The following is a 13,136-nucleotide window of genomic DNA, read 5'->3' as shown; positions in this document are numbered from 1 at the left end:
GCACCGCGGCCCCGGACGGAAACCACCCGTCCGGGGCCGCGGCGTCGACCGGGTGACTAGGCGTCCAGCGACGTCATCACGTGCTTGATGCGCGTGTAGTCGTCGAAGCCGTACGCCGAGAGGTCCTTGCCGTAGCCGGACTTCTTGAAGCCGCCGTGCGGCATCTCGGCGACCAGCGCGATGTGCGTGTTGATCCACACGCAGCCGAAGTCGAGCTTCTTGGACATGCGCATCGCGCGGCCGTGGTCCTTGGTCCACACGGAGGAGGCGAGCGCGTACTCGACGCCGTTGGCCCACGTCACGGCCTGCTCCTCGTCGGAGAAGGACTGGACGGTGATGACCGGGCCGAAGATCTCGTTCTGGATGATCTCGTCGTCCTGCTTCAGGCCCGAGACGACGGTGGGCGCGAAGAAGTAGCCCTTGTCGCCGACGCGCTTGCCGCCGGCCTCCACGCGCGCGTGCGCGGGCAGCCGCTCGATGAAGCCCTCGACCTGCTTGAGCTGGTTGGGGTTGTTGAGCGGGCCGAACAGCACGTCCTCGTCGTCCGGCTGCCCCGTCTTCGTCTCGGCGGCGGCCTTCGCCAGGGCGGAGACGAACTCGTCGTGGATGGACTCGTGGACGAGCACGCGCGTGGCGGCCGTACAGTCCTGCCCGGCGTTGAAGTAGCCCGCGACCGAGATGTCCTCGACGGCCTTCGCGATGTCGGTGTCCTCGAAGACCACGACGGGCGCCTTGCCGCCCAGCTCCAGGTGGACGCGCTTGAGGTCCTTGGAGGCGGACTCGGCGACCTGCATGCCGGCGCGCACCGAGCCGGTGATGGAGGCCATCGCCGGGGTGTCGTGCTCGACCATCATGCGGCCGGTGTCGCGGTCGCCGCAGATGACGTTGAAGACGCCCTTGGGGACGATCGAGCCGATGATCCCGGCCATGAGGGCCGTCGAGGCCGGGGTGGTGTCCGACGGCTTCAGGACGACGGTGTTGCCCGCCGCGAGCGCCGGGGCGAACTTCCACACGGCCATCATCATCGGGTAGTTCCACGGCGCGACCTGCGCGCAGACACCGACCGGCTCACGGCGGACGATGGAGGTCAGGCCCTCCATGTACTCGCCGGCCGAGCGGCCCTCCAGCATCCGCGCCGCGCCCGCGAAGAAGCGGATCTGGTCGACCATCGGCGGGATCTCCTCGGAGCGGGTCAGCCCGATGGGCTTGCCCGTGTTCTCCACCTCGGCCGCGATCAGCTCCTCGGCGCGCTCCTCGAAGGCGTCCGCGATCTTCAGCAGGGCCTTCTGACGCTCGGCGGGCGTGGTGTCGCGCCAGCCGGGAAAGGCCTCGGCGGCCGCCGCCATCGCGGCGTCCACGTCCGCCTGCCCGGACAGCGGAGCGGTCGCGTACGCCTCACCCGTCGCGGGATTGACCACCTCGGTGGTCCGTCCGTCGGCGGCGTCCCGGAACTCACCGCCGATGTAGTTGCGCAGACGACGAAGCTCGGTGCTCACTGCCGGCCCTCCAGTTCGGATGTCCAGTACTTGAGACACCCACCCTAGTCGCCCGGTCCACGTTTTCAACACCCCCGCTCCCTTCATTCGTGCGGAATCCGCAGGGTTAGGCAATCAAAACAACGGATTTCATCGATCACGCCTTGCGGAAGTGACGAGACCTCGTGCACAGTGAGCTCGTGGCCAGTCGAAGCGCAGATCAGAAGGGGTCGCGGGAACTCCGCGAGTCCTCCCGCGAGTCCAGGAACGGCAGCTCGCCCCAGCTGGACGCCGTCTCCCTCGCCATCATCGAACAGCTCCAGGAGGACGGCCGCCGGCCGTACGCCGCCATCGGCAAGGCCGTCGGCCTCTCCGAGGCGGCCGTGCGCCAGCGCGTCCAGAAGCTGCTCGACCAGGGCGTGATGCAGATCGTCGCCGTCACGGACCCGCTCACCGTGGGCTTCCGCAGACAGGCGATGGTCGGCGTCAACGTCGAGGGCGACGTGGAGTCGGTCGCGGAGGCGCTGACGGCCATGCCCGAATGCGAGTACGTGGTGATGACCGCAGGCTCCTTCGACCTGATGGTGGAGATCGTCTGCGAGGACGACGACCACCTCCTCGAGGTCATCAACAAGCGCATTCGGGCCGTGCCCGGAGTGCGCTCGACGGAGAGCTTCGTCTACCTCAAGCTCAAGAAGCAGACCTACATGTGGGGAACCCGATAACCGTGAGGACCCGATAGCCGTGAGCAAGGACCTCTCCCAGTCCGCGTACGACCACCTGTGGATGCACTTCACGCGCATGTCGTCGTACGAGAAGGCCCCCGTACCCACCATCGTCCGTGGCGAGGGCACCTACATCTACGACGACCAGGGCAAGCGCTACCTGGACGGTCTCGCCGGACTGTTCGTGGTGCAGGCCGGGCACGGCCGCGTCGAGCTCGCCGAGACCGCCTTCAAGCAGGCGCAGGAGCTGGCGTTCTTCCCGGTGTGGTCCTACGCCCATCCCAAGGCCGTCGAGCTGGCCGAGCGCCTCGCGCACCACGCGCCGGGCGACCTGAACAAGGTCTTCTTCACCACCGGCGGCGGCGAGGCCGTCGAGACCGCCTGGAAGCTCGCCAAGCAGTACTTCAAGCTGGTCGGCAAGCCCACCAAGCACAAGGTCATCTCCCGTGCGGTCGCCTACCACGGCACCCCGCAGGGCGCCCTGTCCATCACCGGCCTGCCGGGCCTGAAGGCCCCGTTCGAGCCGCTGGTCCCGGGCGCGCACAAGGTCCCGAACACCAACATCTACCGCGCCCCGCTCTTCGGCGACGACCCGGAGGCCTTCGGCCGCTGGGCCGCCGACCAGATCGAGCAGCAGATCCTCTTCGAGGGCCCGGACACGGTGGCCGCGGTCTTCCTGGAGCCGGTGCAGAACGCGGGCGGCTGCTTCCCGCCCCCGCCCGGCTACTTCCAGCGCGTCCGCGAGATCTGCGACCGGCACGACGTACTGCTCGTGTCCGACGAGGTCATCTGCGCCTTCGGCCGGCTGGGCACGATCTTCGCCTGCGACAAGTTCGACTACATCCCGGACATGATCACCTGCGCCAAGGGCATGACCTCGGGCTACTCCCCGATCGGCGCGTGCATCATCTCCGACCGACTGGCCGAGCCGTTCTACAAGGGCGACAACACCTTCCTGCACGGCTACACGTTCGGCGGCCACCCGGTCTCCGCGGCCGTGGGCCTCGCCAACCTCGACCTGTTCGAGCGCGAGAACCTCCCCCAGCACGTCCTCGACAACGAGGGCGCGTTCCGCTCCACCCTGGAGAAGCTCCACGACCTGCCGATCGTCGGCGACGTCCGCGGCAACGGCTTCTTCTACGGCATCGAGCTGGTCAAGGACAAGAACACCAAGGAGTCCTTCAACGACGAGGAGACGGAGCGCGTCCTGTACGGCTTCCTCTCCAAGGCGCTGTACGACAACGGCCTGTACTGCCGCGCCGACGACCGCGGCGACCCGGTCGTTCAGCTCGCCCCGCCGCTGATCTCCGACCAGTCGACGTTCGACGAGATCGAGCAGATCCTGCGGGCCACCCTCTCGGAGGCCTGGACGAAGCTCTGAGCATCGTCACCCCGATCGTCTGACTGGACGATCAACACCAGCCCCGGTGCCGCCCGTTCGAGTGAGAAACGGCGGCCCGGGGCCGCGTGCTGTCCGGCCTCCCGCCTCCTGCTGCCTAGCGTGCGCAGTGACTGATCGGCCCCGCCTTCGTTCCCCCGCACGGGGGATGGCACGGGAACTACGGATCTGAACCGAGGTGTACGCCCATGGAGGCCCCGCCGGACAACGACGTGCTCTGGGCACGCGCCCTGCACTTCCAGCACCATGACGGCTCGCCCGCGCTCTGCGGCGTCTCCCTCGGCGTCCGGGAGAGCGAGATCCTCGCCGTCAGCGGCCCGCGCGGCAGCGGCAAGACGACCCTGCTGCGGTGCCTGTCCGGCCTGGCACCCGTCCGGCGCGGCGAGGTCTGGTTCAACAGCGTGCCCGTGCACACCATGGGCGCCCTCACCCGGGAGCGGCTGCGCCGCGACCGCTTCGGCTGGATCGACCCGGTCCCCTCGCTGGTCCCGGAACTCAACGCCTGGGAGAACGCCGCCCTGCCGCTGATGCTGCGCGGCACCAGCAGGCGCCGCGCCAAGAGAGCGGCCCTGGAGTGGCTGGAGCGCCTGGACATCGGCGACGGCGCCCGCAAGCGCCCGCACCAGCTGAAGCAGGCCGAGCGCCAGCGGGTGTGCATCGCCCGCGCACTCGCCCCGGCGCCCTCGGTCCTGTTCGCCGACGAGCCGACGGCGCCCCTGCACCGCGCCGACCGCGCCCACGCGCTGCGCACCCTCACCACGGCGGCCCGCTCGCACGGCATCACGGTCGTCCTGGCCACCCACGACCCGGACACCGCGGCCCTCGCCGACCGCACGGTCTTCCTGCTCGACGGGCGGCGTGTGCAGACGGTGCACCTGCCGCCGGTCGCCGAGACCACCGAGCCGGAAGGCCGGGCGGCGTGCTCGCTCTCCGTCTGACCCGCGCCGCCCACCCGGCCGTCCAGCTGCGCCGCCTCCTGGTCGCGGCGGCCTCGGCGGGCACGGGTTTCCTGCTGCTCTGCGCCCTGGGCTACGCGCTGGGCCACCCCGGCTCCCCCGGCGCCGCCGCGCTGCGCCTGGCCTGGTGCGCGGCGCCCCTCGCCGCCACGCTGTACTTCGCCCTCGCGGTGGCCCGCACCGATCCCGGCACCAAGCCCCGCACCGGCCTCTCCGCGATCGGCCTCGGCCCGCTGCGCCTGATGGCCGTCTCGGCGACGACGACGGCCCTGTCCTGCACCCTGGGCTCGATGCTGGCCCTGCTGGTCTTCCTGCACCTGCGGGGGGACCTGACGGGCCTGCCGTTCGACGGCGCGGCGGCCGAGGCCCTCGCCGCGGACCAGCCGCTGCCGCTGCCGGGGGCCCTGACGCTGCTGGCGCTCGTGCCCGCGGGCGCGTCGATCTCGGTGGTACTGACGCTGCGGCCCAGGGAGCAGCGGGCGGCCGCGGCGGCCCGGGTGGTGTACGGCCGCTTCGGCGCGTATCGGCGCACGAGCACGCTCGACACCTTCGGGGCGTACGGCCGCTTCGGCCGGCAGATCACCCGGCCCGGGGGCGCCGGCGCCGGCGAGCCCGCCGGGCAGCAGAGCGGCCCCCCGCAGGCGCGGACCGGCGAACCGGCCCCGGCTGCGACCGTCGCGGACGCCGGGAGCGCGGTGAGCACGATCGAGGACCCCGCTCGGCCGTCCGCCCGGCCCGCCGCTGCACCGGACACCGCCGACGCCCCCGCGGCCTCCGAGGCGGTGCCGCCGGACGCCGTCACGGCCGACGCCGCCCTCACCGCCGCCCCCTCCGGCCTCCCCTGGGGCATCACCGTCCTGGCCGCGGGGCTCGCCGTGGAGACCTACGCGAGCCGCAGCGCCCCCGCGGCGCCCGATCTCACCTTCTCCGGCGCCTCCCCCGGCGTCATGGCGGGCTGGACGCTGGCCACCGTCGGCCTGGCCCTGGCCGGTCCCGGCCTGACCCACCTGTGCGGCCGGCTGCTCCAGTCGGCCCGCCCCGGCGCCCTGCGGCTGCTGGCCGGCCGCATCCTCATGACGGAGGCCACCCGCATCGGCCGCCCCCTGGGCGTGGTCTGCGCGGTGCTGTCGGCCACGTACGCGATGGCGCTGCTGCACGCCCCGAACGGACTGTCGCTCGGTCCGCTCACCCTCCTCGGCGTGCTCCTCGTGACCGGCTGCACCGTCGCGACGCTCCTGACGGCCGCCGTCGAGGCCCGGCAGGCCCGCGCCGACACCACCTCCGCGCTGCTGCGCCTGGGCGCCCCCGCGACCATGCTGCGCAGTGCCGCGGCCCTGCGCGCGGGCGCGCTGCTCGCCCTGTTCGCTCCGCTCACCCTGACGGTCGCGGAGCTGGCGGCGCTGCCGCTGGCGCGCTGAGAACTCGTAGGAGAAAAATCTCCGGACCGCGATGAGTTCCGCGCGGACCCCCGGTCTATCCCCGCGTAACGACACGGACCCGATGGCACGGCCCCGATGGGAGAGACCGCACATGTACCAGCAGATGATCTTCGTGAACCTGTGTGTCAGCGACGTCGCCGCCTCGAAGAAGTTCTTCACGGAACTCGGCTACACGATCAACGAGCAGTTCAGCGACGACACCACCGCCTCGGTCGTGATCAGCGAGACCATCGTCGTGATGGTGCACACCGAGGAGAAGTACCGCCAGTTCACGAAGAAGGAGATCGCGGACTCGAAGACGACCAGCGAGGTGCTGATCGCGCTGAGTTCGGAGAGCCGCGAGAAGGTCGACGAGCTCGTGGAGAAGGCGGTCGCGGCCGGCGGCTCCGTCTCCGGCGAGACCCAGGACCACGGTTTCATGTACGGCCGCGCCTTCGACGACCCGGACGGCCACACCTTCGAGGTCGTGTGGATGGACCCGGCGGCCGTCCAGGGCTGAGACCCGCTGTGCCAGCATGGGCGGGTGCAGACGATGCCCGCCCATGCGGCCCACCATGACGACCGTGAGATCGAGACGCTCGAGGAGTTCGACGCCACCGTCGCGGCGCGCGGCACGCTCGCCGGTCACCGCGTCCAGGCCGTCGACCTGACGGACCGTACGCGCGAACTGCTCACCACGGACACGGCGGGCGCGATCTTCCTCGGCTGCGCGATGCGCGAGGACGCGGCCGCGAAGATACGCGGCGACGGCGCCCTGGTCTTTCCGCCCGTCCCGGATCTGCCCTTCGATCCGTACCGCGGCCTGGTCTACTCGCCGGACGAGCTCTTCGCGTCACTGCCGGACGGCTACGAGGCCACGCCCGACGCCCGCGCCTACGCCTGGCTCCAGCGCACCAAGGCCGACGGCGACATCTACGCGTCCATGCTGCGCGCGGTCCACGACGACTCCGTCTCGGACGCGCTCGACGAACTCCTGTCCGGCGCCCGGGTCGTGGGCGTGATGGGCGGCCACGCGATGGCCCGGGGCACCGAGGAGTACGCGGGGGCGGCGCGGCTCGGCCGCGAACTGACCCGCGCCGGTCTCACGGTCGCCACCGGCGGCGGCCCGGGCGCGATGGAGGCGGCGAACCTCGGCGCGTACGCGGCCCCGTTCGACGACGAGATGCTCACCGAGTCGCTGGAACTGCTCGGCAAGGCACCGCACTTCACGCCGTCGATCACCCAGTGGGCGGCGGCGGCCTTCGAGATACGCGCCCGCTGGCCGCGGGGCGGCCGCTCCGTCGGCATCCCGACCTGGTTCTACGGCCACGAGCCGCCGAACCCGTTCGCCTCGCACATCGCCAAGTACTTCGCCAACGCCACCCGCGAGGACGGCCTGCTGGCCCGGTCGACCGCGGGCGTGGTGTTCCTGCCGGGAGCCGCCGGCACCGTACAGGAGATCTTCGACAACGCGACGCCGAACTACTATGAGTCGCGCGGCGAGCCGACGCCCATGGTGCTTGTGAACCGCGCGCACTGGACGGAGAAGCTGCCGACGTGGCCGCTGCTCCAGTCGCTGGCCAGGGGGCGTTCGATGGAGGCGCGGATCGCGCTGGTCGAGCGGATCGAGGAGGCGCCGGGGGCGTTGAAACGCCTCGGCGGTTAATAAGCAGGCAAAGCAAGTGCTTGCAAGCTGCATATGCGTTGACACTACTTATGCGGCGCTTATAAACCTGTGAGTCTCCTGGTAGTGCTGATGTTCCGTCACCACTGCCTCAGCCCCCCGCTTAAACGCATCCTGTAAAGGACAAACGTGGCAGTTCTGTCCGTATCCCGCCGCGCACGTGCCGTGCGCATCCTCGGTGTCGCCTCCGCCTCGGCCGCGCTCGCGCTCGGTACCGCCGGCAACGCGCTCGCCTGCAACATCAACGAGTTCTCCGCCGAGGCGAAGTGTGACGGCGACAAGGGCGTCATCTCCGTCACCGACGTGGACCCCGCCGGCGTCAAGGCGACCGTCACCGTGTACCTGCAGAACAACGGCGCCGACGCGAAGAAGGTCGGCGAGCAGGAGGTCAAGGGCTCACGCGAAGGCACCACCATCACCTTCGCCGAGGACTGGAAGCCGAACGCGGAGTACCGCATCCACGTGAAGGCCGCTCCGTACGTCGACGAGGACATCAAGCCGAACCTCGTCACCCCGGCCACGGCCTGCAAGAAGGAGGAGGAGCCCCCGGCTTCGACTCCCCCGGCCACGCCGACCCCGTCGGCCTCCCCCTCGAAGCCGGCCGAGGAGACCGACACCCCGGCTCCGACGCCGTCCGAGAGCCAGAGCACCACGCCGGCGGGCAACGCGCCCGGCCCGGCCGGTGACTCCAACCTCGCCGAGACCGGCGCCAACTCCAACACCGGCATCATCGCCGGCATCGCGGCGGCCCTGGTCGTCGTCGGTGGTGGCGCGGTGTTCTTCGGCATGCGCCGTCGTGGGGCGAACAGCGAGAGCTGACGCCTGCGCACACCTTGATGTGGCCCGTCCCGTGACCCAGGGGGCGGGCCACGTCCGTCTCACCCGAACGTCGCCCGCTCCAGCCAGAACTCCAGCAACTCCCGCTCCCCCAGAACCTCCAGTTCCGGCGCGTCCAGCGGCAGCCGCCGGTAGAACGCCAGCAGCACGGAGGTGAGCGGCCCGCGCAGGGCGACCGTGGCCTTCTGATGGCCCCGGCGCCAGGTGACACCGTCCTCGGTGAGCACGACCAGCCACTCGGCGTTCACCTCGGGCCCGGTGTCGGTGGCGTGCAGGTGAATACTGCGGCCCGGGCCGCGCAGTTCCCTCGCCGCGTCGTGCGGCACCGTCCGCTGCACGTACTCGACGATCTGCAGCCACTCGTCGATCGCGTCGGCGGCGACATCGGGCGCGACCTCGTAGGGAAGCCCGGCGGCGAGCGTGGCGTCCGCGCGGTGCACGGTGATCTCGTGCGTCACCCGGCGGGCCCAGAACCCGGCGCTGAGGATCCCCGCCCAGCCCCACACCTTCGCGTCCGGCCCGGCCTCCCGCAGCGCGGCGACGACCTCATCGCCCGCCTGGGCAAGCCACGCGTCCAGCGCGGCGGCGTCGCCCCGGACCTCGGGCCCTTGGGCACCCGGCACCTCCTCCTCGGGCACCTCCTCCTGGGCCCGGGTCCGCACCATGAGCTCCACCCAGCGCAGGGCGCCGCCCGTGTGCCGGACCAGTTCCTCCAGCGACCAGTCCGGGCAGGTCGGCACAGTGGCGGACAGGTCGGCCCCGGAGGTCACCACCGACCTCAACAGGCCGACCTGGTGGGCGATTTCGTCGCAGTAGCGGTCGTGCGCCAGGAGTGTCATGCCCCGCACCCTAGGCGGAGCACGATCAGTCGAGCACGACGATTTCGGCCGCGTCGAACTCCACTCCGGTCTCGTCCCCGACCTCCGGCGCCTCCCGCAGCGCGCACGCCGCCTCCAGGCGCGGGGCGTCCTCCGGCTGGAGGTGGACGGCGACATGGGTGCCCTTGAAGGTGCGTGCGGTCACCGTGCAGCGCAGGCCCTCACCGGCGGGCACCAGGCGTACGCCGGCGGGCCGCACCAGGAGGGTCCGCGTGCCCTGCGGGGCGCCCTCCGGCACCGGCACCTTGCCCCACGGCGTGTCCGCGGCCTCCGCGCCCACCGTCGCCTCGATGACGTTCTCGAAGCCGAGGAAGCGGGCCACGAACGCGTCGGCCGGCCGCTGCCAGACCTGAAGCGGCGTACCCGACTGGGCGATCCGCCCGTCCCGCATCACCACGACCCGGTCGGCCAGCGCGAAGGCCTCCCCCTGGTCGTGCGTCACGGCGAGCACGGTCGTGCCCAACCGGCCGAACAGCTGGCGCAGTTCCACGACCAGCCGCTCCCGCAGCGACCGGTCGAGCTGGCCCAGCGGCTCGTCCAGCATCAGCAGCCTGGGGCTCGGCGCCAGGGCCCGGGCCAGCGCCACCCGCTGCTGCTCCCCGCCGGACAGCGCGGCGACGGCCCGGCGGGCCGCGCCCGGCAGCCCGACGAGGTCCAGCAACTCCTGTACGTGCTCGGCCTGTTGCCGCTTCGACACCCCGTGCATCCGCAGGCCGAAGGCGACATTGCCGCCCACGTCCCGCTGCGGGAACAGCTGGTGGTCCTGGAACATCAGCCCGACCCCGCGCCGGTGCGCGGGCACGCCGGCCTGGTCGCGCCCGTCGAGCGACACCCGCCCGGAGTCGAGCGGCTGCAGCCCGGCCACGGCCCGCAGCAGGGTCGACTTGCCGCTGCCGCTGGGCCCGAGCACACACACGATCTCGTGCTCGGCGACCTCCAGATCGACGGCGTCCAGCACGGCCCGCCCGCCGAAACGGACGGTCGCGCCCTCCAGCGCCAGCAGCATCAGAACTCCCCTGTCCGGTCGGCGGTCCTGAGCCTCTCCAGCACCAGCAGGGCCACGGCGCACACCACCATCAGAATCGTCGAAAGGGCCATCGCCTGGCCGTAGTTGAGGTCCCCTGGCCGTCCCAGCAGCCGCGCCACGGCCACCGGCAGCGTCGGGTTGTCGGGCCGCGCGATGAACACCGTCGCCCCGAACTCCCCGAGCGACACCGCGAAGGCGAACCCGGCCGCGATCAGCAGCGCCCGTCGCACCATCGGCAGGTCCACCTCCCGCCACACCCGCCAGGGCGAGGCTCCGAGCACCGAGGCCGCCTCCCGCAGCCGCGCGTCCACCGCCCGCAGCACGGGCAGCATGGTCCGGACGACGAACGGCACCCCGACCAGCGCCTGCGCGAGCGGCACCAGGATCCACGAGGACCTCAGGTCCAGCGGCGGCTCGTCGAGGGCGATCAGGAACCCGAAGCCGACGGTCACGGCCGACACCCCGAGCGGCAGCATCAGCAGCGCGTCGAAGCCGCGCACGAACCGCCCGGCGTCCCGGCGGGTGAGCGCGACAGCGGCGAGGCCACCGATCACCACGGCGATCACGGTGGCGGCGACGGCGTACTCCAGCGAGTTGCCGATCGCCTCGATCGGCGCCACCAGGAAGATCCCGCCGTCGGCCCTGGTCAGCGCGCGGTAGTAGCCGAAGCCGGGAGCGTCCAGGGACCGCTGGACCAGCACGGCGAGCGGCAGCAGAAGCAGCACGACGACCGTGCCAAGCACCCCGCCCAGCAGCGCCCACTGCCCGGCGCCGCGCGGCCGGCGCGCCGTCAGCGACGCGTCCACCAGCCGCAGCGCGGTCTCCCGCCGCCGTACGGTCCAGGCGTGCAGGGCGAGGATCGCGCCCACGGCGACGAACTGGATCAGCGTCAGCACGGCCGCCGTGGACAGGTCGAAGATCTCCGACGTCTGCCGGTAGATCTCCACCTCCAGGGTCGAGAAGGTGGGCCCGCCGAGGATCTGGACGACACCGAAGGAGGTGAAGGTGAACAGGAAGACCATGAGCGCGGCGGCGGCCACCGCGGGCCCGAGCGCCGGCAGCGTGACCTGCCGCCAGGCCTTCCAGGGCGACGCCCCGAGCATCCGCGCGGCCTCCTCCTGCCGCGGGTCCAGCTGCGCCCAGAGCCCGCCGACGGTCCGTACGACGACCGCGTAGTTGAAGAAGACGTGCGCGAGCAGGATCGACCACACGGTGGTGTCCAGCCGTACGCCCCACAGCTCGTCGAGCAGCCCGCCCCGCCCGACCAGCGCCAGGAACGCCGTACCGACGACGACCGTCGGCAGCACGAACGGGACGGTCACGACCGCCCGCAGGACCTGCTTGCCCCGGAATTCGAAGCGCGCGAAGACATACGCGCCGGGGAGCGCGATCAGCAGGGTGAGCGCGGTGGAGACGAACGCCTGCCAGGTGGTGAACCACAGGACGTGCCGGACGTCGGACTGCGCCAGCACCTCCCCGATCCGCCCGAACCGCCAGGCCCCGTCGACCTTCAGGCCGCGCGCGACGATCGCGGCGACGGGGTAGGCGAAGAACGCGGCGAAGAACGCGACGGGCAGGGCGATGAGCCCGAACCGCGCCGCGCTCCCGCGACGGTCCCTGCGGACGGCTACTTCAGTACGAGTGAGGTCCACGACTTGACCCACTGGTCACGGTGGTCGGCGATCTTCGCCGGGTCCATGGTCTCGGGATCCTTCGCCTGGGGCCCGAACTTCACGAACTCCGGCGGCACCTGGGCGCCCTCGCGCACCGGGTACACGAACATGTTGAGCGGCATGTCCTCCTGGAACCGCTCGCTGATCAGGAAGTCGAGGAACGCCTTGCCGCCCTTGGTGTTCTCGGCGTTGCTCAGCAGCCCCGCGTACTCGACCTGCCGGAAGCAGGTGCCCTGCGCGACCCCGGTCGGTGCCGCGCCGGGCTTGGGGTCGGCGTAGACGACCTCGACGGGCGGCGAGGAGGCGTACGACACGACGAGCGGCCGGTCGCCCTTGGCCTTCTTGCCGCCGGCCGAGCCGGAGAACTCCTCGTTGTAGGCCTGCTCCCAGCCGTCGACGACCTTCACGCCGTTGGCCTTGAGCTTCTTCCAGTAGCCCTGCCAGCCGTCGTCGCCGTACTTCGCCGCGGTGCCGAGCAGGAAGCCGAGACCGGGCGAGGACGCTGAGGCGTTCTCGGTGACCAGGAGGTTCTTGTACTGCGGCTTGACCAGGTCGTCGAAGCTCTTCGGCGGCTCGAGCTTGTGGTCGGCGAAGTACTTCTTGTCGTAGTTGACGCAGATGTCGCCGGTGTCGACGGGCGTGACCCGGTGCTTGCCCTGGTCGGCGCGGTACTCGGCCTTGATCCGGTCCGAGCCCTTCGCCTCGTACGGCTGGAACAGGCCGTTGTCGAGCGCCCGCGAGAGCAGCGTGTTGTCGACGCCGAAGAAGACGTCGCCCTGCGGGTTGTCCTTGGTCAGGATGGCCTTGTTCACGGCCTGCCCGGCGTCGCCGTCCTCCAGGACGTCGACCTTGTAGCCGGACTGCTTCTCGAAGGCGGCGATGACGTCCTTGGACGCGGCCCACGAGTCATGGCTGACGAGGGTCACGGTCTTGGAGTCGCCGGAGCCCTGGTCTCCACCGGACGACCCGCACGCGGCGAGCGTGCCGGCCATCCCGAGCCCGATGACCACGGCCGTCAGCCGCTTGATGTTGTTGCTCACTGGATTCCTCCTGGATGACCAGGA

Annotated in this window: 12 protein-coding genes; 7 read left to right on the top strand and 5 right to left on the bottom strand. The window is 71.3% G+C overall.

From position 1 onward, the window contains the following. Positions 1-56 precede the first annotated feature (56 nt). Positions 57-1,496 (bottom strand): gamma-aminobutyraldehyde dehydrogenase, encoded by a 1,440-nt coding sequence (locus OHU35_RS30665; protein WP_189728048.1) that lies wholly within the window; start codon positions 1,494-1,496, stop codon positions 57-59. 164 nt (positions 1,497-1,660) lie between these two features. Here OHU35_RS30665 and OHU35_RS30660 point away from each other — a divergent pair, with 164 nt between their 5' ends. The 7 genes from OHU35_RS30660 to OHU35_RS30630 all read left to right on the top strand — a co-directional run bounded on the left by OHU35_RS30660 (position 1,661) and on the right by OHU35_RS30630 (position 8,476). Beyond that, positions 1,661-2,200, top strand: a complete 540-nt coding sequence (locus OHU35_RS30660; protein WP_189728046.1) for an Lrp/AsnC family transcriptional regulator — start codon at positions 1,661-1,663, stop codon at positions 2,198-2,200. 13 nt (positions 2,201-2,213) lie between these two features. Beyond that, on the top strand, positions 2,214-3,581 hold the full coding sequence (locus tag OHU35_RS30655) for an aspartate aminotransferase family protein (RefSeq protein ID WP_189728237.1): 1,368 nt from the start codon (positions 2,214-2,216) through the stop codon (positions 3,579-3,581). A 206-nt stretch (positions 3,582-3,787) separates the two neighbouring features. Next, complete coding sequence (locus OHU35_RS30650; protein WP_189728044.1) at positions 3,788-4,537, top strand: ABC transporter ATP-binding protein; 750 nt, start codon at positions 3,788-3,790, stop codon at positions 4,535-4,537. Then, positions 4,519-5,973, top strand: a complete 1,455-nt coding sequence (locus OHU35_RS30645; protein WP_189728042.1) for a hypothetical protein — start codon at positions 4,519-4,521, stop codon at positions 5,971-5,973. The genes OHU35_RS30650 and OHU35_RS30645 overlap by 19 nt, the downstream gene beginning before the upstream one ends. 112 nt (positions 5,974-6,085) lie before the next feature. Then, positions 6,086-6,493 (top strand): VOC family protein, encoded by a 408-nt coding sequence (locus OHU35_RS30640; RefSeq protein ID WP_189728040.1) that lies wholly within the window; start codon positions 6,086-6,088, stop codon positions 6,491-6,493. A 24-nt stretch (positions 6,494-6,517) separates the two neighbouring features. Continuing rightward, entirely contained in the window at positions 6,518-7,639 is a 1,122-nt protein-coding gene (locus OHU35_RS30635) for an LOG family protein (RefSeq protein ID WP_405507570.1), read from the top strand. Between the two features lie 147 nt (positions 7,640-7,786). Continuing rightward, positions 7,787-8,476, top strand: a complete 690-nt coding sequence (locus OHU35_RS30630; RefSeq protein ID WP_189728036.1) for an LAETG motif-containing sortase-dependent surface protein — start codon at positions 7,787-7,789, stop codon at positions 8,474-8,476. Between the two features lie 59 nt (positions 8,477-8,535). Here OHU35_RS30630 and OHU35_RS30625 read toward each other — a convergent pair whose 3' ends face one another. From OHU35_RS30625 to OHU35_RS30610, 4 genes are read right to left on the bottom strand one after another with little or no spacing between them, the layout of a single operon-like run. Further along, positions 8,536-9,333, bottom strand: a complete 798-nt coding sequence (locus tag OHU35_RS30625) for a maleylpyruvate isomerase family mycothiol-dependent enzyme (RefSeq protein WP_189728034.1) — start codon at positions 9,331-9,333, stop codon at positions 8,536-8,538. 25 nt (positions 9,334-9,358) lie between these two features. Further along, positions 9,359-10,378 (bottom strand): ABC transporter ATP-binding protein, encoded by a 1,020-nt coding sequence (locus OHU35_RS30620; RefSeq protein WP_405507569.1) that lies wholly within the window; start codon positions 10,376-10,378, stop codon positions 9,359-9,361. Further along, a complete protein-coding gene (locus OHU35_RS30615; protein WP_405507568.1) occupies positions 10,378-12,051 on the bottom strand; it encodes an ABC transporter permease in 1,674 nt (557 codons plus the stop codon). The genes OHU35_RS30620 and OHU35_RS30615 overlap by 1 nt, the downstream gene beginning before the upstream one ends. After that, on the bottom strand, positions 12,027-13,064 hold the full coding sequence (locus OHU35_RS30610) for a thiamine ABC transporter substrate binding subunit (protein ID WP_189728235.1): 1,038 nt from the start codon (positions 13,062-13,064) through the stop codon (positions 12,027-12,029). Before OHU35_RS30610 ends, OHU35_RS30615 begins: the two co-directional genes overlap by 25 nt. Positions 13,065-13,136: the final 72 nt, after the last annotated feature.

This window comes from Streptomyces purpurascens, assembly GCF_045040895.1.
Taxonomy (GTDB): Bacteria; Actinomycetota; Actinomycetes; order Streptomycetales; family Streptomycetaceae; genus Streptomyces; species Streptomyces purpurascens.
Note: the sequence above shows the minus strand (reverse complement) of the source record. Positions and strands in the feature narration are given on the sequence as shown.